This window comes from Novosphingobium mississippiense (assembly GCF_044029535.1).
In the GTDB taxonomy this organism is placed as follows: Bacteria; Pseudomonadota; Alphaproteobacteria; order Sphingomonadales; family Sphingomonadaceae; genus Novosphingobium.
This window is the reverse complement of the sequence record NZ_CP147003.1, coordinates 602,646-623,726: the sequence shown is the minus strand read 5'-3', so window position 1 is coordinate 623,726 and position 21,081 is coordinate 602,646. Positions and strand designations below refer to the sequence as shown.

Genomic DNA, 21,081 nt, shown 5'->3' with positions numbered 1-21,081 from the left:
GACGCAGTACCCATGGCACGCGTGAAAGCCGCGATCATCGGCTCGGGCAATATCGGCACCGACCTGATGATGAAGATGATCAAGTATCCCCAGAACATGGAACTCGTTGCCGTGGTCGGTATCGATGCCGCTTCGGAAGGCCTCGCCATGGCGCGTGAGCACGGCGTGGCAACCACGCACGAGGGGATCGAGGGGCTGAAGAAGCTGCCCTGCTATCCCGAGATCGGCATCGCCTTCGACGCCACCAGCGCCTATGCGCACAAGGTGCATGACGAGGCGCTGCGCGCCGACGGCATCCAGGTGGTGGACCTTACCCCCGCCGCGATCGGCCCGTTCATCGTGCCGCCGGTCAACATGCGTGCCAATCTGGACGCGCCCAACGTCAACATGGTGACTTGCGGCGGGCAGGCGACGATCCCGATGGTCGCCGCCGTCAGCCGCGTGGGCAAGGTGCACTATGCAGAGATCGTCGCCTCGGTCTCCTCCCGCTCCGCCGGGCCCGGCACGCGCGCCAATATCGACGAGTTCACGCGCACCACTTCGCGCGCGATCGAGGCGGTGGGCGGCGCCACCAAGGGCAAGGCGATCATCATCCTGAACCCCGCCGAACCGCCGATGATCATGCGTGACACGGTCTTCACGCTATCCGAAGGCGCGGATGAGGATGCCATTCGCCAGTCGGTGAAGGACATGGTGGCCGAAGTGCAGAAGTACGTGCCCGGCTACCGCCTGAAGCAGGAAGTGCAGTTCGAACGCTTCGGCGACAACAATCCGCTGAAGATCCCCGGCATGGGCGAATTCACGGGGGTGAAGACGATGATCCTGCTCGAAGTGGAAGGCGCGGGCGACTACCTGCCCAGCTATTCCGGCAATCTCGACATCATGACCGCCGCCGCTAAGGCCACCGGCGAACTTCTCGCCGAGCGCCGCATGGCCGCCGCGACCGCAGCCTGATCCGCAGGAGTTAGCATAATGGGCAAGTTCAACGTCGATGCGGGCGAAAAGATCTACATCCAGGACGTGACGCTGCGCGACGGCATGCACGCCATCCGCCACATGTACGGCATCGACCACGTGCGCGCGATCGCATCCGCGCTGGACAAGGCGGGCGTGGACGCGATCGAGGTGGCGCATGGCGACGGCCTCAGCGGCACCAGCTTCAACTACGGCTTCGGCGCGCATACCGATTGGGAATGGCTGGAAGCGGTGGCGGACGTGCTGGAAAACAGCGTGCTCACCACGCTGATCCTGCCGGGGCTCGGCACCGTGGAGGAACTGCGCCGCGCCTACGACATCGGCGTACGCTCGGTACGCGTCGCCACTCACTGCACCGAGGCGGACGTTTCGAAACAGCACATCGGCATCGCCCGCGATCTGGGCATGGACGTTTCCGGCTTCCTGATGATGAGCCACATGATCGAGCCGGAAGCGCTGGCCGCGCAGGCCGTATTGATGGAAAGCTACGGCGCGCAGTGCGTCTACGTCACCGACAGCGGCGGCGCGCTGGACATGGACGGTGTGGCCGCGCGCCTTGCTGCCTATGACCGGGTGCTGAAGCCGGAAACCCAGCGCGGCATGCACGCGCACCACAACCTGTCGCTGGGCGTCGCCAACTCGATCGTCGCCGCCCAGGAAGGCGCAGTGCGTATCGACGCCTCGCTGGCGGGCATGGGCGCAGGCGCGGGCAATGCGCCGCTGGAGGTTTTCGTGGCCGCTGCCGACCGCAAGGGCTGGAATCACGGCTGCGACGTCATGGCACTGATGGATGCGGCCGAAGACCTCGTCCGTCCCTTGCAGGACCGCCCGGTCCGCGTCGACCGCGAGACGCTCGCGCTCGGTTATGCCGGCGTCTATTCCTCGTTCCTGCGCCATGCGGAGAAGGCGGCCGAGACGTACGGCCTCGATACCCGCGCGATCCTGGTCGAACTCGGCCAGCGCAAGATGGTGGGCGGGCAGGAGGACATGATCGTCGACGTCGCGCTCGACATGCTCAAGGCCGCAAAGGTCTGATGCGAAAGGATGCTGCCGGTCACCGACCGGCGGCATCCGCCCCGGCACAGCTTTCCGCGCAAAGACGGAAGCGTGCCACCCGAGAGGAAGCCCGAGGGAGAACCATGCCCGACATTTCGTTGCACAAGCCCTTCCCGGCGGCGCAAGTCCCGAGCTGGGATCATGAGACCGACGTGGCCGTGGTCGGCTTCGGTGCCGCCGGTGCCTGCGCCGCCATAGAAGCACGCGGCGGCGGCGCCCGCGTCATGCTGTTCGAGCGCAATTCGGGCAGCGGCGGCGCCTCCGCATTGTCCGGCGGCGAAATCTACATCGGCGGCAGCGGGGGCACCGACGCCCAGCGCAACGCCGGCTTCGAGGACAGCACCGAGGATTTCGCCCGCTATCTGAAGATGGCCGGCGGCCCTTGCGCGGACGAGGCGAAGTGCGACCTCTACGCCCGCGAAGCGCTGACTCACTACGAATGGCTGAAGGCGCAGGGCGTGCCCTATCGCGGCAACTTCCTGCCCGGAAAGCATATCGAGCCGACCGACGATTCCACCCTGATCTGGTCCGGCAGCGAAGCCGCCGCACCGTTCCGCGATCACGCCAAACCGGCCCCGCGCGGCCACGTGATCCAGCACGTGGGCTGGGGTGGCGGGCGCCCTTTGGTGGACATTCTGGAAGCCCGCGCGCGGGAGGCCGGGGTTGAGGTAATGACCGACGCCCGCGTGATCGCGCTGGTGGAAGAGGACGGGCGCATCGTCGGCCTCGTCGCCCGGATCGACAATGCGAACCGCTTCGTGCGCGCCACGCGCGGGGTCGTGCTGGCGACCGGCGGCTTCGCGATGAACCCGGACATGCTGCGCCGCTACGCCCCGCTCACCAGCAGGATCCACGATCCGATTGGCGAGAAGGACGATGGCACCGGCATCCTGCTGGGCATGGGCGCGGGCGGCGATGCCATCCACATGGACCAGTTCTTCACCACCTGCCCCTGGACGATGCCCGAAAGCCATGCCTATGGCGTGTTCGTCAACGAGCAGGGCCAGCGCTTCATCAACGAGGATTGCTACCACGGCCGGGTCAGCCGCACGATGCTCGACCAGTCGGGCAGCAAGGTCTACCTCCTGCTCGACATGGCGCATTTCGTGCAGCCGCTCGACATCGCGCGCATCACCATCGCCGCGACGGGGGAAAGCTGGGAAGAGGTCGAAGCCGAACTGGAGATGCCGCAGGGCACCCTTTCTGCCACGATGGCGTTCTACAACCGCCATGCCCGCGAAGGCCGCGATCCGCTGTTCGACAAGCAGTCGCCGATCCTTACACCGCTGGAAGACGCGCCCTTCGTGGCGCTGGAGCTGAATTTCGACAGCACCTACTTCTCATTCTTCACATTGGGCGGCCTGCACACCGATATCGATGGCCGCGTGATCGGCCGGGACGGGCAGCCGGTGCCCGGCCTCTACGCCGCCGGGCGCTGCGCGTCGGGCCTGCCGGCCTGGGGGCATGGCTACAGCTCCGGCCTCAGTCTGGCCGACTGCACATTCTTCGGGCGACAGGCCGGACGCGCGGCGGTGGCGGATACGACAATAACGATAAGCGCGGGAGAACTGGCATGATTCTGAAGGACAAAGTCGTCGTGATAACCGGCGCGGGCCCCGGCATGGGGCAGGCGCTCTGCCGCGCGGCGGCGCGCGAAGGTGCGCGCGTGGTCGTCTCCGCGCGCTCGCGCGATGCCATAGAGGCGCTGGCCGCCGATATTCGTGGCGAAGGCGGAGAGGCGATCGCCGTGCCTTGCGACGTGGCCGACATGGCACAATGTCGCGCGCTGGCCGATGCCGCGCTGGCGAAGTGGGGCCGCATCGATGGCCTTGCCAATTCGGCCTATTACCACCCGGACTGGCAGCCGCTGGAAAGCCACGACCTCGACCAGCTGCGCACCGCGCTGGATGTGATCGCGATCGGCGGCCTGCGGATGGCCCAGGCGGTGATCCCGACGATGAAGGCGCAAGGGGGCGGCTCCATCGTCAACGTCTCCACCCTCGCCACGCGCAAGCCGATGCCGGGCGAAGGCGGCTATGCGATGGCCAAGGCCGCGCTGGGCCAGATGACCCGCCAGCTTGCCGTCGAACTTTCGGGAACGGGCATCCGCGTGAATACCGCGCTGATGGGCTGGATGATGGGCGCCCCGCTGGACGCCTGGCTGGAAACGCAGGGCGACGGCGCCGATGCTTTCCTGAAGGAGCGCATCGCACAGATCCCGGTCGGCCACATCCCGCGCGATGCGGATTGCGCCAAGTCCGTGCTGTTCCTGTTGTCGAACTACGCCAGCGAGATCACCGGCGCCGCGCTGGACGTCAACGGCGGCGACTGGGTCGCACCCTGAGGAGATGCATATGTTGCCGGAATGGATCGACCTCGACTGGATGAAGACCGCGCGTTTGCTGGCCGAAGACCCGGTGGAGGGGCTGGACCCCGAAGCGGTGACCGTCAGCGATACCGTGGAAATCGCCGCCCCTGCCCGCGTGGTGTGGCAGGTGCTGACCGATCTCGACGCCTATGCCGACTGGAACCCGTTCTGCGTGCGCGCCCGCTCCACTCTGGAAATGGGCGCGCCGGTGGAAATGGCGCTTGTGAACTACGCTGCGCCCGGCACGCTGGTACCCAATTGCGAATTCATCTGCGGGTTCGAGCCGGAACGCCTGCTCTCCTGGTCGCTGCCGTGGTCGCGCGAATGGCCCTACCCCGCCCGGCGCGATCAGGTGATTGCCGCAACGGGCGCGGAGTCATGCCGCTATGCCTCCACCGACGCTTTTTCTGGGCGTGAACGGCATCCATGTCCAACGCTTCGCCGGCCCCTGGGTCAAGCGCGCGTTCGATGACAGTGGCCGCGCCCTCAAGACCCGTGCCGAAGCGCTCTGGGCCGCCTCCAAAGGAAACTGACATCATGGCCATGACCCTTCAGCAACTGACCGATCTCGAAGAGATCCGCATGCTCAAGCACCGCTACTTCCGCGGCATCGACACCGCCGACATGGCGCTGCTGGAAGGCCTGTTCACCGATGATATCGCCGTGGACTATCGCGGCGGTGCCTATCGCGTGACGTTTTCGGGCAAGGCGGAGATGATGACCTTCCTCGCCAATTCGTTCCATTCGGGCGCGCTGGCGATGCACCACGGCCACAGCCCGGAAATCACGCTGACCGGCGACAATTCGGCCGAAGGCGTGTGGTATCTGGAAGACATCTTCATCGATCTGGAACGCGGCGACCACACTTTCGGCAGCGCCATCTACCGCGACCGCTATCGGCGTGAGGGCGGGCAATGGAAGGTCGCCAGCACCGAGTACGACCGCGTGATCGAAGTGGTGCAGCCGATCGGGCCAGATACCCGCATCACCGAACACATGCTGGCAAGAACCGGCCTGAAACCGGCGGAGCGGACCGATATCACCCACCTCATCCAATGGGACGAGGTCGCCTGACTTTCGCGGGAGATTGCCCGATGCTTTCACGCGTTATCCTTGGCGGCACCGATCTTTCGGTCAGCCCGCTATGCTACGGCACCAACATGCTGGGCTGGATGATCGACCAGCCCCGTTCGAACGCCATCTTCGATACGTTCGCCGCCCACGGGGGCAACTTCATCGACACCGCCCGATCCTATGGCGACTGGATGCCGGATGCTCCGGCGGGAGCCAGCGAGCGCGCGGTCGGCGCCTGGCTAAAGACCCGCAAGCGCGAGGATTTCGTGATCGCCACCAAGGGCGGCTTCTTCGACTTGCGCAAAGGCGACTATCGCAACCGCTGCACGCCCGAGGATGTGGCGCAGGACCTGCAACAGAGCCTCGACCACCTCGGCATCGAGACTATCGACCTCTATTTCCTGCACATGGATAACGAGGATGCGCCGGTCGAGGTGATCGTCGATGCCCTCGTCCAGCATCAGGAGGCGGGACGCATCCGCCACTTCGCCGCTTCCAACTGGTCGGCCGAACGCATCAAGGCGGCCAACACGTATGCCGCATCGATCGACAAGCCGGGCTTCGTCGCGTCCGAGACGTTCTGGGGCCTTGCCGTGCCCGACACTGCCGCAGCCGCGCAGCAGGGCTATGTCCACTACTACGAGGGCGAGTACGAGGGCGTCCACGCCGCCGGCTTGCCGGTCCTGGCCTACGCCGCGCAGAGCGGCGGCTATTTCACCAAACGGGCCAAGGGCGCCGACCTCGGCGATCAATTGACCGCGCGCTATGCCAATCCGGTGAACGACGCCCGCCTCGCGGCAGCCAGCGCGCTGGCGGATCGGCATGGAGTGTCGATCAACGAGGTCGTGCTCGCCTATCTCACCAATCAGCCCGACCAGACGGTGCCGATCTTCGGCGGATCCAGCCCCGAGCAGGTGACCGAGAGCGTCAAGGCGGCGGCGCTGACCCTTTCCGCAGCGGAGCTGGCCCAGCTCCACGCGGCCTGACCCACGCGGACCGCGGGTCAGGTAACGGCGGGGAGCGGGGAGGCTCCCCGCCGTTTTTATTACCGGGAAAGCGCACTGCGCACGCTTTCGACCGCACGCATGGCCCGGGCCTCGCGCGGTTCGGCAAGGGCGTGATTGCGGGGAATTTCGACGCTGAGCGGCGTGCCCACAGGCAGGGCGCGCACGAAGCCGGCAAGGTCGAAATCGCCCTCTCCCCCAAGCCGCCGGGCCGACGATGCTTCCGCATCGAGATCGTCCGGCGCCGTGGCCGGGCCGTCGCAAAGCTGCCCGTAGAGGATGTACTCGCCCGGTGTCGCCGCCAGTTCCTCCAGCGTTCCGCCGGAGCGCATGAGGTGAAGCAGGTCGACATTGATCCCCACCTGCCCCGGCCGCCCGACCGCCCGAACAAGATCGAGCGCCTCCGCCAGCGAACGGACCTGCGAGGGCGGATAGAATTCGACCGCAACACGCAGCCCGTGCGCCGACGCGCGTTCGCAGAAGCGGCCGAATACATCCGTCCGCCTTGCCGGTTCGCGATCATAAGCCAGCACGTTGATGAAGCCCGCCTCCAACTCCGCCGCACATTCCAGCGCCTGTTCGAAACCCAGCGGATCGGTTCGCCCTGCCAGCGTGAAGGGATAGGCCAGGTCCAGTACCACCCCGCAATCGCTCAAGACGCGCTTGAAGTCGGCCCGGGCGCGGGTGTCGCCGATGATGTCGAACTGCGGCATCACCGGCAGCACCGCCATCGGCTCCATGAACAGACAGATCCCGCCGCACCCCGCCGCGGATGCCGCCCTGGCAAGCTGGGCGGGCGTGGCGTCCACCGTCGTGATGTGGTCGAGAGCGAGTCGGTTCGTCATACCTTTCGATAACGAACTTGCGTTGATTTAAATACGCAATCAATCATCCCGATTTCATTTTACATGCTATTCCGTGGATTTTTCCATATAATGATACGCAAACATTGATTCCATGGCGCATGACGTTCAATGTCCCGGCAATCTGTCGAGACGCGAGAGGACGCATTGCCATGGCCACGGTGCCCGCGAACGATATGACGAATGCCCTGCCCAGCCCCGAGGGTCGCACCATGGGTCATCTGGCGCTCCATTATGGCCCGGCCGGGGATGGACCAGCCGCCGCGCGGCTGCTTTCGCTGCTGGGACTTGTCGAAACCCAGATGCTGCCGCTGCCCCATGGCAACTTCTATCGCTTCGTGGTCAATCCCACCCACTTCGCGCGGGGTGACGGGATCGTCTATCTTTCCGCCCTGCCCGAACCGCAAGTCCGGCTGATCGAAGCCATGCACGCAACACTGGGCCTGGGCACAGCGCAGGAGCACCCGGCGGTGGGGGCGTACCGCGCGATGCTGGCTTCCGATCCGGAGGCCAGCTTCCACTTCGGCTTCCTGGTGCCGTCATTGGAGGATCTGGAAGACCTGGCGCTGGCCTTGCGCGATCTGGCCGAAAACGATCCCGAATTTCGCGGCCGCATCAAGGTCACCGCCAACCGCGCGCGGCGGGGCGATGCCGCCGTCGATGCGCGGCTCGATGCCTCACCGGTGTTCGGGGATTGCACCCGCTTCGCCTATGGCCGCAATGGCGTGCAGGTCTTCATCGAGACCGATCTGGTCAAGGCCGGCCAGCTTGGCGAGTGCATGTTTTTCGAACTGGACTACGTGTTCCCGGGGGATGGCGATCACATTCTCTCCGTGGTCGAAGTGTGAGCCGGATGCTCACACTTCCGCCAGTTTGACCACGCGGCAGCGCGGCACCGGATAGTCCTTCGCCCCGATCCAGCGCCACAGCCCCGTCCCCGAACGATGCCCGGCCAGATCGATCCAGTTGCCGAAGCCGGGATCGGCATCGGCGCAAACCACTACCACGCTGCCATCCGCCTCGTACCGCGCCTGAGAGCCATTGACCCAGACCTTCTGATGCACGTGATCCAGCGATTCCATCCACCAGTTGTCGATCTGGAAATTCCACATGCGGCATTCGGGCACTTGTGCCTCGATCACCAGCGCCTCCCCCGGCGCAAGGTCGAAATGGAGGTGGCCGTACCAGATGTTCGGGTCGCCGCCGGCCTTCCAGAACACCTGCTGATCGCCGTCATAGATCGCGTTGGATTGGCCCTTGAACCATTCGGACCAGTCCGCAAACGTATTGGCCGTGCCGCGTACCCATTGCGCCGCGCCCATCAGTTGCCCCTCGATCGCAGCGGGCGTGAGCACGGCGGGCGTCGCGGGGCCGGCACCGATCCGCTCGACATGAACGTCCGCCGCCACTTGCGTGCGCTTGTCGTCGAACGTCTGGCGCACGATCAGCAGCGACGTGTCCTGCGCCATAGGCAGCCAGTTGCCCGGATGCGGCGCGGCGCTGACGATCACTTCGAAGCTGCCGTCCGGGCCGAATTCCATGTCCGCGAATTCAAGCTCTCCGGTGGAGACCATTGTGCCGTCGGTGGCGTAGCGGTTCGCCTTGCTGCCGATGGAGAAGTAGGGAACCGTGTTGCGCTTACCGGTGATGCGATAGGTCCGGTCCGGGCTGACGACGCATTGCTGGTAGATATTGTCCGGGTTGTCCGCGCCGATCTTGATCCTGTCGTCACAGAGCATGAACAGGCGCGGGAAATCGGGATCGGCGGAATCCACCAGCATGTTCAGCGCCGTGCGCGTCAGGCGGCTGAGATAGCGCAGCCCTTCCGCCTGATCGATCGGCGTGGTGGGCGTGGCCGGCCGCGCCAGCACTTCGCCCGCCTCCGCCAGCGCGGCGCAGAACTGGCGCCAGACGCTATCAAGATGGCCGCTATCGAGATGACCGCTTTCGAAATTCCGGTGATCAGCCATGGCTGCAAACCCCTTTCCGATGGGAGGAATAATGTCCGAACTGCTTGAATCGCTGGCCGCGCGGCTGCGCGTGCTGGAAGACCGCGAAGCGATCCGCGATATGATCGCCAGCTATGGCCCGCTGGCCGATGCCGGGCAGGCGGCGGCACTGGCCGCGCTCTGGGCCGAGGATGGCATCTATGAAGTGGTCGGCTTCGCGCAGGCCCAAGGCCATGCCGCGATCGCCGCCTTGATAGAAGGCGAAACCCACCGTGCGCTGATGGCCGATGGGTGTGCGCATCTGCTGGGCCCAGTGGCGGTGGAAGTCGACGGAAACGCCGCTACCGCTCGGGGCCATAGCGTGGTGTTCCGCCATGGCCCCGCAGGGTTCGCGCCCTATCGCGTCGCCGCCAACCGCTGGACGCTTGCGCGCCGCACAGAAGGGTGGCGAGTGGTTCACCGCCGCAATGCCCTGCTGGACGGCAATGAGGCCGCACGCATCTTGCTGATCCCCGGTCAGCCTGCGAGCTGACCGCCATCCACGGTGAACAGCGCCCCGGTCACCTTGCTGGCCTGATCGCTGGCAAGGAAGGCGAACATGTTCGCCACGTCATCCGGCGTGCACGATCCGTCGCGCAACTTGGGCGCGTTGCGCATCACCAGCGACCAGTCGATATCGCCTTCCGGCACCGGCGTATCGCGGGTCATCGGCGTTTCGACATGGCCGGGGCAGATCGCGTTCACGCGCACGCCCTTGGCACCGTATTCGATGGCCAGCCCCTTGGTGATCGCCGCCACGCCATGCTTCGATGCCGAATAGGCGATCGTATAGGCAATGCCCTGAAGCGCGGCGGTGCTGGCGGTGTTGACGATGTTGCCGCCGCTCTTCACCAGATGCGGCAGGGCGGCCTGGCACAGCGCGAAGACGCTGGTGGTGTTGATCTTCAGCAGCAGTTCGAAATCGTCGAGCGAGAACGTCTCCGACGATCCCCACTTCAGCATTCCGGCGATGTTGCACAGCACGTCCAGCCCATCGCGGGCCGCCACGTCCACCAGTGCGCGGCAGGATGCCAGGTCCGTGGCATCGTAGGTCTGGATCACCGGCGCGATCGCCATCAGCGCGGCAGTCTCTTCCAGACCCGCCGCATTGCGATCGCCGATGGTGACCGCCGCGCCTTCCGCCGCGAAGCGGATGGCGGTGGCGCGGCCGATGCCCGATGCCGCGCCGGTAATCAGTACCTTCTTGCCTGCAAAGAGCATGGCCGTCTCCCGTTCTCGTTCTTGTTTCCGGCGCTGTGTCAGAACTTCACGCCGGCCGTCACCCCGAAAGTGCGCGGTTCGGGGAAATAGCCCACGACCATGCCGCCGAAGCTGGGGCCGAAGTCGATGAAGTTGCCCGGATTGGCTTCCTTGGTCAGGTTACGCACGAAGAACGAAAGTTCCGCATCGGTGCCCAGCAGCGGCAGCTTGGTCAGGCTGGCGCGCAAGTTGACGATGGTGCGCCCCTTGGACTGCGTGGTGTGCGCGTTCTGGTCCGATGGATTGTCGGTCACCAGTGCATAGGGGAAGGTGTAGTACTTCGCGACGTAGCTGACATCGGCGTAGAAGTTCAGCTGGCCCCAGTCACCTTCGGCAACACGCAGGTCCGCGCCGCCCGATGCCGTTACCTTCGGCGCATGCGGGAAGGCGCGATTGTCGGCCACGTTGGTCTCCACCCCGTTCACCAGATCCATGAAGCGCTTGTACTTGGGATCGAGCAGCGCCAGCGATCCGTTCAGCGTCAGCGCGTCGAAGGGATGGAACACCGTTTCGAACTCAAGCCCCTGGATGCGCGCCGCACCGGCATTGCGCACGATGGAGGCGGCGCCAAGGCCGGCAGTGAAGACTGCCAGCTGCATGTCCTTGTGCTCGTCCCGGAAGGCCGACACGTTGAAGATCAGGCGATTGCCGAAGGTCTTGGTCTTGATGCCCAGTTCGTAGCTGTCGACCGTTTCGGGCTTGTATGGATTGCACAGTTCCAGCGCGCCCGAGGGGCAGTCCGGCGTCGGCGCGACGAAGACGTTGGTTTCGCCATTGAAGCCGCCCGACTTGAAGCCCTTCGCATAGCGGGCATAGACGTTGACCTGGTCGGTCACTTCATAGCCCAGCGTAACCGCGGGGGTGAAGCTGTTGTACTTGGCATCGGGCACGCCGCCATAGGGGATGTCGGCCACGACGACCGGAGATGTGATGCCGTTAGCAGCATCGTAATTGACGCGGAAGAAGCGGCGGATGTCCTTCTTCTCATGCGTGTAGCGTCCGCCCACGGTCAGCTTCAGGCCGCGCAGCAGTTCGTAATCGAGTTGAGTGTAGAACGCGAAGGCCTTGGTGTGCGATCCGTAGTCGGAATCAAGGTTGGTGCCGCCGCCGAAATAGCTTTGCGGATTGTCGGTTGCCGCCTTCTCGGTGAAGTAGAAGGCCCCCGCCGCGTAGGACAGCTTGTCGGACAGCGCCTTGCCGGTGACCTGCAATTCCTGGCTGAAGGCATGATAGTCGGTCAGGCGCTGGGTATAGGCCACCGGCAGCGGCGATCCATCGAGATCCAGTCCGTCGTCATACTTCAGGTTGCGATAGGCAGTGGTGGACTTCACCGTCGCCGCGCCGAATTCGCCGGTCAGCGTCAGCGCGTGGCCGTAGCTGCGGGTCTTTTCATAGACGTCGGCATCGATCGACGCAGTCGTGACGCGCTTGGGATCAGTGTAGAGATTGAGCGGGAAATTCGCGCCGACGAAGGGATAGCTGGGCGAATTGGGATCGAAGATGTCCCGCGGATCGCCGTTCTGGTTCACTTGCAGAAGCTGCGACAGCTGCGGCGTCTGCTTGCTGCGGCTGTAGTCGTAGGTGTAATCCGCCGTGACGTTGTCCGCCAGTTCGGCGCGGACCTGCACCATGAAGCTGCCGCTGTTGATCGAGTCCGTCTTGTTCACGCGCAGCGGCTGCGCGGCCGGCACGTTCGGGATCGGATTGGGCACGATGTCGATCAACCCGCCCCGGCTACGATACTGGCCGGAGAGCTTGACCGAGAAGATGCCCATCTTCGGCAGATCCAGCACGCCGCGCAGCTTCATCTCGTCAAAGCTGGCGTAAGTCATTTCCATCGTGCCGCCCAGTTCGCCGCTGGGCTTGCGCGTGATCAGGTTCACCGCGCCGGCCAGCGCGTTGCGGCCATAGAGCGTGCCTTGCGGGCCGCGCAGCACTTCCACCCGCTCCAGATCGGCGATGTCGAAGATGGAGCCCTGCGCCTTGGCGATGTAGACGCCGTCGAGGTAGAGGCCCACTGCCGGTTCCCAGGTGATCGCGGGGTTGATCGTCACCGAGCCACGGATCGAGATCTGCGAAACGGTCTTGGAACCGGGCGCACGCTCGATCTTCATGTTGGGGGCGATGGTGCCCAGCTTGTCGATGGAATCGACGCCACGGCTATCGAGGTAGGCGCTGCTGACCGCCGAGATGGCAATGGGCACGTTCTGGACGTTTTCCGAACGCTTCTGCGCGGTAACGACGATGTCACCGATGCCGATCTCCACTTCCTGCTTCGCCCCCTGCGGCGCCGGCGCAGCAGCCTGGGTTCCATCCTGAACGGCATCCTGGGCAAGTGCCGGAACGGCGACGATGGACATGCTGGTGGCGAGGGCCGAGGCGGCCAGGAACCTATTCACGATCTTTCTCTCCCGAAACCCTTGTGCGCGTCTGCGCATCTGAATCCTTGTGCGCCCTTGCGCATCTGAATCACGGCACGCTTTCGCGCATCCGATTCACCCTCATTGAATATGATTTGCCTAATCATATGGCAATATGTTTCTTGTTCGCGCGTATTTTTGATGCCATATTTACGCAAATGACGGTTCGCTGCGCGCGTCCGCGAGAATGCGTTGGGAGAGAGCATGGACCATGGAATCGCCCCAACCGGCGATGTGCAGCGCTTTGACTTCGTCATTGCCGGGGCGGGCGTTGCCGGCTGCATCCTGGCCAATCGCCTGTCCGCCGATCCCGGTTGCCGCGTCCTGCTGCTGGAAGCGGGCGGAAACGACCGCAGCCCGCTGATCGCCGCACCGGGCGGTCTGCTACCGATCATGATGCGCGGCAGCCATGCCTGGCGCTACATGTCCGCGCCGCAGCGAAACCTTGATGACCGGCCGCTCTACCTGCCGCGCGGCAAGGTTCTGGGCGGGGGATCTTCCATCAACGGCATGACGTACGACCGGGGTTTTCATTCGGATTATGACCGGTGGGCGGCGACGGGCTGCACCGGCTGGTCCTTTGCCGAAGTGCTGCCCTACTTTCGCCGGCTGGAAAGCTATGCCCCGTCTCAGGATCGCTGGCATGGCGCCGATGGGCCGATCGCCGTTACCCGCGCCGGGCAGGATCACCCCTTTGCCCGGGCGTTCGTCTCAGCGGGGCAGCAGGCAGGCCATCCGTTCTGCGCCGACCTGAACGGCGCGACGCGCGACGGCGTGGGGCCGGTGGACCTCACGATCGGGCGCGGGCGGCGATCAAGCGCATCCTCGGCCTATCTCCGACCGGTGCGCCATCGACCCAATCTGACCGTGCTGACCGACGCGCAGGCCTTGCGCGTGCTGTTCGAGGGCAAGCGCGCTTGCGGCGTGGTCTATCGGCAGCAGGGCAAGCAACACACCGCCCTCGCCCGGCGTGAAGTGATCGTCAGCAGCGGCGCGATCAATACGCCGCAACTGCTGATGCTGTCCGGGCTTGGCGATGCGGAGCAGTTGCGCGGCCACGGGATCGAAGTGGTCGCGCATATACCGGAAATGGGCCGCAACCTGCAGGACCACCTTGCCACGCACGTGAAGTATCGGTCGACCAAACCCTGGTCGATGCTCCGCTATCTGAGCCCGCTGCGCGGCGCGATGGCGATGGGACAGTATCTTGCCACGCGCAGCGGGCCGTTGGCCGATCCCGGCATGTCGGTCGCCGCCTTCGTGCGCTCCGACCCGGCGCTGACGGAACCCGACATCAAGATGCTGCTGGTCATGGCCCTGTTCGCCAACAACGGCCGCACGATGGAGCCCAGCCACGGCTTCTACGCCCACATCAACGTCGCGCGCCCCGAAGCGCGCGGCTCCGTCACACTGGCGAGCGCCGATCCCGCCACGCCGCCGGTGATCGACCAGAACTACAACGGCACCGAGCACGATCGCCGCGTCATGCGTGAGGGAATCCGCGCCGCCCGCCGCATTTTCGCCCAATCCGCCTTCGACGCGTGCCGGGGCGAGGAACTGGCGCCCGGCGCTTCCGTAGAGAGCGACGAAGCGCTGGACGCCCACATCCGCGCCCATGCGGAGGCCGATTACCACTCGGTAGGCACCGCACGCATGGGCGCCGACGCAGGGGCCGTGCTGGACCCGCAATTGCGCCTGCGCGGCGTGGACGGGCTGCGCGTGGTCGATGCCTCCGTCATGCCGCATCTGGTGGGCGGGAACACGGCGATCCCCGTCGCCATGATTGCGGAGAAGGCGGCCGACATGATCCTGGGCCGCACGCCCCCGCCTGCCGCCCAGCTTCCGGGAGAGAAAGCATGAAAGTTCAAGCGATGGTCTGCCACGCGCCGGGCGCGCCGCTGGTGCGCGAGGAACTGGACCTTGCCCCGCCGGGCGAAGGCGAAGTCCTGATCGAGATCATGGCAAGCGGACTGTGCCACACCGATCTCAGCCAGTTGGACGGCAAGGCCGCGCCCTACCCCTTCCCCGTCGTCGTCGGCCATGAAGGCGCCGGAATCGTGCGCGCAGTGGGTGTGAACGTCGCATCGGTGGCGGTGGGAGACCATGTCATCGCGCTGGCCATCGGCGAATGCGGCGCCTGCGCAAACTGCCTTTCCGGCAAGACCAACCTCTGCGAAGTGTTCCTGGGTGAAATCGCCACGCAGCCGACACGCTTTTCGCTGAACGGCAGGCCGGTTTCCGCCTACTCGGGCGTGGGGTCGCTGGCCCAGTTCGTGGTCATGCACGAACGCAATGTCGCCCCGATCCGTGCCGACGTGCCGTTGCATCTGGCCTGCACCGCCGGCTGCTGCGTGGCGACGGGCGTGGGTGCGGCGCTGCACACCGCGCATGTCCACGCGGGCGCGAACGTCGCGGTATTCGGCCTTGGCGGCATCGGCCTCAACGTCGTGCAGGGCGCGCGATTGGCCGGGGCCCGGACGATCATCGGCATTGACCTGAACCCGGACCGCGAAGCGCAGGGAAAGCGCTTCGGCCTCACCCATTTCATCGATCCCACCAGCACCGATCCGGTCGCCGCCATTCGCGCCATCACCGGCGGCGGCGCGGATTTCGCCTTCGAATGCGTGGGCAAGGCAACACTGATGCGGCAGGCATTCGAAAGCACCCGGATCGGCTGGGGCTGCTGCGTCGTGCTGGGCGTGCCGGCGGATGGCGAGACGATGCAGATCGTGCCGTTCGACCTGCAATTGGGCCGCACGGTCAAAGGATCGTTCATGGGCAATGTGCGTGGGCGCAGCCAGCTTCCGGCGCTGCTCGATCACTATGCGGAAGGGGCGCTCAATCTCGACGATCTGGTGACGCATCGCCTGCCCATGGCGCGGGTGAACGAAGGCTTCGCGCTGATGAAATCGGGCGATGCGCTGCGCGTCGTGGTGAGCTTTTCGGAAGAATGACGCATCGCCCCCGGCGCAATGCCGGGGGCGAGGTTTTCCTCACTGGCGGGGCGAATGGATATTCCCGCCGTCCACCACGATTTCGGACGAGGTGATGTAGCTGGCCTCATCCGATAGCAGGAAGCGGATCACCCGTCCGACTTCCTCCGGCGCGCCGAAACGGCCCAGGAAGATGCGCCGCTCGAACACACCGGGCAGCGCGGCCTTGGCAGCAGCGATGATCGGCGTATCGATCTGGCCGGGGCTGACCGAATTGATGCGGATGCCATCGGCGGAAAGCTCGTCCGCCATCGAACGCACCAGCGAGATCACCGCGCCCTTTGCCGCGCTATAGATCGGGATCAACCCACTGCCCAAAGTCGCGTTGATCGAGGACAGCGCCACCACGCTGCTACCGGGCAGGCTGCGCATGTCGGCGCGGAACGCCTGCACCAGACTGACGATTGCCCGCACATGCAGCGCAATTCCCTTGTCCCACAATTCGGGCGTGACCCCGTCGATGCCAGTCACTTCGGCGGTGCCGGCCGAATGGACGATTCCGCCCACCAGACCCAACGCCTCACGCGTTTTCGCGGCGGCCTCTGCAATCGCCTGCGGATCGCGCAGGTCCACCGCCAGCCCGATGGCGGCGACACCCCAGGCGTCGGCGATTTCCGCCGCCGCAGCCGTCGCGCCAGCCTCGTTGATGTCCCACAGCGCCACCGGGCGGCCAACCGCCGCCAAAGCGCGGGCGCTGGCAAGGCCAATGCCGGAGGCTCCGCCCGTCACCACCACCGGGCTGGACGGCGCGCCCAGCGCGGGTTCGAAGTTCTGCTTTTCCATCTCTCTTCCCTTTCGCCCGATCAGTCCATTCGCCCCGTCAATCCATTCCTGGGGCGCCGGGCATTCCCTGATAATAGGCGCCGACGATCATGCCCCCATCCACGACGATTTCCGCGCCCGCCAGATAGGATGCCTCGTCACTGGCAAGGAACACGGTGGCCGCTGCCACTTCCTCCGGCGCGCCCACGCGCTGAAGCGGGATATTGCCGAAGCGTTTGTCCACCTTGTCGCGCGGCGAACCGTCGTGGTTGGTCATCACCGTATCGACGCCGCCGGGATGGACGGAGTTCACGCGCACGCCCTTGTGGCCCAGTTCCATGGCGGCCACGCGGGTCAGCCCGCGCACGCCCCACTTGCTGGAGGCATAGGCCGAAAGGCCGTTCGCGCCCTTCATCCCGTCCACCGAGGATACGTTGACGATGGCGCCTTTGCCGCGCGCCACCATGCCCGGTGCCACCGCCTTGATGCCCAGAAATTCGCCGACCAGATTGACGTCCAGCACGCGGCGATAGTCGGCCAGACTGGTATCCAGCAACCCCGCGAAATGCAGGATTCCGGCATTGTTGACCAGCACGTTCACCGGGCCGAAGCGTTCCTCCACCCCCTGCACGACGGCGGCCCAATCAGCCTCGCTCGTCACGTCCAGATGCCAGAACCCGGCAGCATCTCCCAATTCGGCGGCGAGCGCCCGTCCGGCTTCGTCCAGCACATCGGCAATGGCCACCTTGGCCCCTTCGGCCACGAAGCGGCGGCAGGTTGCCGCCCCCATGCCGCGTGCGCCGCCGGTGACGATCGCCACCTTGCCTTCAAGCCTTCCCATTATGCATGTCCTTCATTGTCGAAATCAGAGTGATTGGTCGTCATGTCCGTCTCATGGCGGTGCATCCTCAGCAGCCGGGCCGCGATGCCGTCCGGCGGCGGTCCCGGATCGTCGTGCCCTGCCAGCCAGAGCACCGCGTCGGCAGGAAAACCGCTGGTCCGGTCGATCAGGATGTCCAGAACCACACCGGAGCGACGCCGGGCCAGATCCCGCCCCCAAGCCATGGCAGGGTCGCCCCACGCGAGAGCATCGGCAGTGGCTTTCAACAGCACCGCCAGGCGCCGCCCGTCGGCATCGGCAGGATCGCCGGAAGAGAGGACATGTTCCTCCACCCGCGCCGGGGTAAGGCGCGTGCGGTCTAGAAAGCGATCCTCGTCCGCGCGCAGCATGGCGGCGTGCGGCCCCTCGATGACGCGCTGCGGCGCCAGCGGGTCGTTCACCCAGAACTCCGAAATCGTGTCCCAGCCGAATCCGTCCGCCATGTCCACATGATTGCGGGCATAGCCCCGGAACGGGAACAGCCGCGCCGCCAGCGGGGCATGATGCTGTTCATAATAGCGCTGGAAAAAGGCCCGATCCCGATCCGGCCGATGCACCAGCGCGCAGATGCTTTTCATGGCCTGCCTCCTGCCCTTGACGGAGCGATACAGCACTGAGGCTGCGTCGCTCCGCTCCGGCATCATTCACCGCCGAAGTGGTACTTCAGCCGCAAACCGTACATCCGCGGCTCGCCATAGAGCGTCGCGCGATAGAGCAGCCCGGTGTCTTGATAGACGTCCGAATTGCTGATCCGGTAGAGGTTGTCGGTCAGGTTGGTGCCGAACAGGCCAAGGTCGAAATTGGTGCCGGCCACGCCCTTCCAGTCCAGCGACGCGCTGAGCAGGCCGAACGCCTCCAGATAGGCCCCCGGCTGGTTTTCCGGCAGCTGCACCGCCTCGGTGTACTGGCGGGAGGTGTGCGAGTAGTTCACGAAAAGCGTCAGCGTACACATATCGCCACCAAGATCGTGATCGGCGGAAACGTGGACACTCCAGATGTACGGTGCGGTATACTGGAAATCGAGGCACGAACTGTCGGCTATGCCGGTACCACCATAGGCCTTGGGCAGAACATAACCGTTACAGGCCATGATCGGCGTGTTCGTCTCAAACTGATACTTGGTGTACTTCGCATCGGTATAGCTGAAGTTGCCGCCGATCTCCAGGCCGGGGAACGGGCGCATCGATGCTTCCGCTTCCACGCCGTTGATCCGCGCATCGGCATTGTTGGTGCGCGCGCCGCCGGCGTTGGTGGCCGGGTTGTAGTCCCCCGTGGCGCGCTGGATGTCCTTGTAATCCACATGATAGATGGACGTATTCAGGCGAAACGGCACCTCACCCACGAAGAAATCGGACTTTACGCCCGCTTCGTAGCTGGTCACCTTCTCCGGCTTGAAAGTGCGCGTGTTCTCGAACACGGCATACTGGTTGAAACCGCCTGCCTTGTAGCTGTGGCTGACTTTGCCGAAGACCAGGATGCTGGGCGTGATCTTGTAGTCCAGCCCCACCGTCCACGACGGCGCCTTGGTCCGCAGAGAGGCTTCCAGACGGCAGGTATCCGCCGCCGTCGCGAAATCGACCAGCGAACTGTCCGACCCGCAAACCGCCTTGGTCGGATCGGTGGTGGAACGCTGGTACTGGGATGCGAACCCGTCGATATGGTCCCAGGTATAGCGGAAGCCGCCGGTGAAGCGCAGCTTGTCCAGCGCCGGCGTCAGCGCCCCAAGGTCCAGCGTCGCCTGCGCATAGAGCGCCTTGGACTTCGTGCTGGTGCCATAGGTGTTGTAGCCTGCCTCGCAGAAGCCGGTGTAGAGCGCCGGGCAATAGACGACGGCGCGCGAACCCTGCGGGCCGTCAGGCTTCTGGTCATAGTAGAACCCGCCCACGGTCCAGTCCAGGTGGCCGCCCAGCGTCTTGCCCTGAAGCTGCAGTTCTTCGGTGATCTGGCGCATGTTGTCGCGCGGCAGTTCGCTGTCCAGCGTGGCGTTGGTGTAGGTCACCGGATAGCCCAGCACCGGCATCGTCACAACGCCCGGCGCGGGCACCACGCCGGGATCGGCATCGTGCTGCTGCAGGATCGAGGCGTCGCCGTCATAGCGATAGCCCAGCTTCAACTTCTGGTAGCTGGCGATATTGCGCAGCGTGACCGTGTCCGACAGGTCGATCGCGGTGGTGTTGGTCACGCCCCAGGTCACCGTGCGCTGGAACACATCGGTCGAGAATGCGGTCTTGCGCGGGCCCAGCGCCTCCGCATCGGCCGTCACCGCACGGTAGACGTCGCAGGGCACGCCGATGGGGCCGGGCGTGTCCGGCGCGTCGGCGCAGAAGCCCCGACTCTTCAACGCATCGATGTTGAAGCCGCGATTGACCAGCCCGGCGCCATTGTTGCTGGACTTGGAGTAGTAGGCCATCGTGTAGTTCTCGATGCCGTCCACCGGGCGCAGCGTCAGGCCGACGCGGCCCGAATACCAATGCTCGTCATCGCGATCCTTGTTGAAGGTGACGTCGCGGGTGAAGCCGTCGCGGTCGTGATAGGCGCCGGCCACGCGCAGCAGCACTTTCTCCTCGACGATCGGCAGGTTCACCGCGCCTTCCAGATACGTGCGGTCGTAATTGCCGAATTCGCCCTTGATCCAGCCGCCCAGCAGTTCGCCCGGCTTCTTGGGCACCAGCAGTACCGCGCCGCCGGTGGTGTTGCGGCCGAACAGCGTGCCCTGCGGACCGGCCAGCACCTGCATGCTCTCAAGATCCAGGAAATTGCCCGGCCCGCCCTGCTGGCTGAGCGTCAGCGCGCCCGGCAGCGGCACTTCGTTCATGTAGACCACGACGCCGGGGGACGCCTGGAAGGTCGCGCCCTGTCCGCGCAAGGTGAACGACATGGAATCGCGCGAACCCTGCCCATTGGGCCCCACCACCAGCGAGGGCACGCTGGCCTGAAGGTCCTGCTCCTTGGCGATGCTCTGCTTTTCCAGCCGGTCGGGCGAGATTGCGGTGATCGCGATCGGCACGTCCTGCCCGCGTTCCGCGCGGCGGTTGGCGGTGACGATGATCTCGGTAATGCCCGCCGGGGCGGCATGGGCCTGCGGTGCGGCATCAGGGGCGGTTTGCCCGCCATCCTGCGCCTGAACCGCCATCGGCAACAGTGCCGCCAGTGCCGCGCCCGACAGCCAGCAATGCTTCGCCCGCATCCGCGTGGCGGACGCCAGTTCCTTCTTCTTGGTCACGATTGTCTCCCTCTCCACTCGACATCGTTCTTGTATTCTTGTGCGGCGGGGGCCGCAGGTCCGGGGAAAGACACAAGGACGATCGCCTGCCGAAACGACAACGCCGCGGCGGGTATGGTCCTGTCATGATATGGCCGAGATGATCCGCTGCCGGGAATCGGCAGGCGGGCCGTGCGGCGCCTTTCCCTTTTCTTGTGATCTTGCTCTTTCTGAAG

19 protein-coding genes are annotated in these 21,081 nt (G+C 65.2%); 11 read left to right on the top strand and 8 right to left on the bottom strand.

Annotated features, from left to right (window positions below; genetic code table 11):
* Nucleotides 1–12: 12 nt before the first annotated feature.
* From WBP06_RS21465 to WBP06_RS21435, 7 genes are all read left to right on the top strand, one after another.
* Nucleotides 13–954: an acetaldehyde dehydrogenase (acetylating) gene (locus tag WBP06_RS21465; RefSeq protein ID WP_395337095.1), complete on the top strand. Its 942-nt coding sequence runs from the start codon at nt 13–15 to the stop codon at nt 952–954.
* An 18-nt stretch (nt 955–972) separates the two neighbouring features.
* The gene (gene dmpG, locus WBP06_RS21460; RefSeq protein ID WP_395337092.1) at nt 973–2,010 is read left to right on the top strand and encodes a 4-hydroxy-2-oxovalerate aldolase; all 1,038 of its coding nucleotides are present in this window, start codon (nt 973–975) and stop codon (nt 2,008–2,010) included.
* 104 nt (nt 2,011–2,114) lie between these two features.
* Nucleotides 2,115–3,608 (top strand): FAD-dependent oxidoreductase, encoded by a 1,494-nt coding sequence (locus WBP06_RS21455; RefSeq protein WP_395337090.1) that lies wholly within the window; start codon nt 2,115–2,117, stop codon nt 3,606–3,608.
* A complete protein-coding gene (locus tag WBP06_RS21450) occupies nt 3,605–4,375 on the top strand; it encodes an SDR family oxidoreductase (protein WP_395337088.1) in 771 nt (256 codons plus the stop codon). The genes WBP06_RS21455 and WBP06_RS21450 overlap by 4 nt, the downstream gene beginning before the upstream one ends.
* A 10-nt stretch (nt 4,376–4,385) precedes the next feature.
* Complete coding sequence (locus WBP06_RS21445) at nt 4,386–4,871, top strand: SRPBCC domain-containing protein (protein ID WP_395337086.1); 486 nt, start codon at nt 4,386–4,388, stop codon at nt 4,869–4,871.
* Nucleotides 4,872–4,936: 65 nt separating this feature from the next.
* Entirely contained in the window at nt 4,937–5,473 is a 537-nt protein-coding gene (locus tag WBP06_RS21440) for a nuclear transport factor 2 family protein (protein WP_395337084.1), read from the top strand.
* Nucleotides 5,474–5,493: 20 nt separating this feature from the next.
* Nucleotides 5,494–6,459 carry an aldo/keto reductase gene (locus tag WBP06_RS21435; protein ID WP_395337082.1) on the top strand — a complete coding sequence of 322 codons (966 nt, stop codon included), beginning with the start codon at nt 5,494–5,496 and terminating at the stop codon, nt 6,457–6,459.
* Between the two features lie 59 nt (nt 6,460–6,518).
* Here WBP06_RS21435 and WBP06_RS21430 read toward each other — a convergent pair whose 3' ends face one another.
* Entirely contained in the window at nt 6,519–7,322 is an 804-nt protein-coding gene (locus tag WBP06_RS21430) for a sugar phosphate isomerase/epimerase family protein (RefSeq protein WP_395337080.1), read from the bottom strand.
* A 170-nt stretch (nt 7,323–7,492) separates the two neighbouring features.
* Here WBP06_RS21430 and WBP06_RS21425 point away from each other — a divergent pair, with 170 nt between their 5' ends.
* Complete coding sequence (locus tag WBP06_RS21425) at nt 7,493–8,188, top strand: hypothetical protein (RefSeq protein WP_395337078.1); 696 nt, start codon at nt 7,493–7,495, stop codon at nt 8,186–8,188.
* A 9-nt stretch (nt 8,189–8,197) separates the two neighbouring features.
* Here the strand turns inward: WBP06_RS21425 and WBP06_RS21420 are convergent, their stop codons facing one another.
* A complete protein-coding gene (locus tag WBP06_RS21420) occupies nt 8,198–9,310 on the bottom strand; it encodes a DUF1214 domain-containing protein (RefSeq protein ID WP_395337076.1) in 1,113 nt (370 codons plus the stop codon).
* 31 nt (nt 9,311–9,341) lie between these two features.
* Here WBP06_RS21420 and WBP06_RS21415 point away from each other — a divergent pair, with 31 nt between their 5' ends.
* Nucleotides 9,342–9,821 (top strand): nuclear transport factor 2 family protein, encoded by a 480-nt coding sequence (locus WBP06_RS21415; RefSeq protein ID WP_395337074.1) that lies wholly within the window; start codon nt 9,342–9,344, stop codon nt 9,819–9,821.
* On the opposite strand, the gene WBP06_RS21410 is transcribed toward WBP06_RS21415, so the two are convergent.
* Both WBP06_RS21410 and WBP06_RS21405 read right to left on the bottom strand, forming a co-directional pair.
* Complete coding sequence (locus WBP06_RS21410) at nt 9,806–10,549, bottom strand: SDR family NAD(P)-dependent oxidoreductase (protein WP_395337072.1); 744 nt, start codon at nt 10,547–10,549, stop codon at nt 9,806–9,808. The two genes, WBP06_RS21415 and WBP06_RS21410, sit on opposite strands and share 16 nt — an antisense overlap.
* Before the next feature lie 38 nt (nt 10,550–10,587).
* Nucleotides 10,588–12,987 carry a TonB-dependent receptor gene (locus WBP06_RS21405; RefSeq protein ID WP_395337070.1) on the bottom strand — a complete coding sequence of 800 codons (2,400 nt, stop codon included), beginning with the start codon at nt 12,985–12,987 and terminating at the stop codon, nt 10,588–10,590.
* 225 nt (nt 12,988–13,212) lie between these two features.
* Here WBP06_RS21405 and WBP06_RS21400 point away from each other — a divergent pair, with 225 nt between their 5' ends.
* Together WBP06_RS21400 and WBP06_RS21395 are read left to right on the top strand one after the other, a co-directional pair.
* Nucleotides 13,213–14,868 (top strand): GMC family oxidoreductase, encoded by a 1,656-nt coding sequence (locus WBP06_RS21400; protein ID WP_395337068.1) that lies wholly within the window; start codon nt 13,213–13,215, stop codon nt 14,866–14,868.
* Nucleotides 14,865–15,962, top strand: a complete 1,098-nt coding sequence (locus WBP06_RS21395) for a zinc-binding dehydrogenase (protein ID WP_395337066.1) — start codon at nt 14,865–14,867, stop codon at nt 15,960–15,962. Before WBP06_RS21400 ends, WBP06_RS21395 begins: the two co-directional genes overlap by 4 nt.
* Nucleotides 15,963–16,001: 39 nt before the next feature.
* On the opposite strand, the gene WBP06_RS21390 is transcribed toward WBP06_RS21395, so the two are convergent.
* The 4 genes from WBP06_RS21390 to WBP06_RS21375 all read right to left on the bottom strand — a co-directional run bounded on the left by WBP06_RS21390 (nt 16,002) and on the right by WBP06_RS21375 (nt 20,866).
* A complete protein-coding gene (locus WBP06_RS21390; protein WP_395337064.1) occupies nt 16,002–16,784 on the bottom strand; it encodes an SDR family NAD(P)-dependent oxidoreductase in 783 nt (260 codons plus the stop codon).
* Nucleotides 16,785–16,821: 37 nt separating this feature from the next.
* Nucleotides 16,822–17,604, bottom strand: coding sequence for an SDR family NAD(P)-dependent oxidoreductase (locus WBP06_RS21385; RefSeq protein WP_395337062.1), 783 nt, complete (start codon nt 17,602–17,604; stop codon nt 16,822–16,824).
* The gene (locus WBP06_RS21380) at nt 17,604–18,221 is read right to left on the bottom strand and encodes an EthD domain-containing protein (protein WP_395337060.1); all 618 of its coding nucleotides are present in this window, start codon (nt 18,219–18,221) and stop codon (nt 17,604–17,606) included. The genes WBP06_RS21385 and WBP06_RS21380 overlap by 1 nt, the downstream gene beginning before the upstream one ends.
* Nucleotides 18,222–18,283: 62 nt before the next feature.
* Entirely contained in the window at nt 18,284–20,866 is a 2,583-nt protein-coding gene (locus WBP06_RS21375; RefSeq protein WP_395337057.1) for a TonB-dependent receptor, read from the bottom strand.
* Nucleotides 20,867–21,081 lie beyond the last annotated feature (215 nt).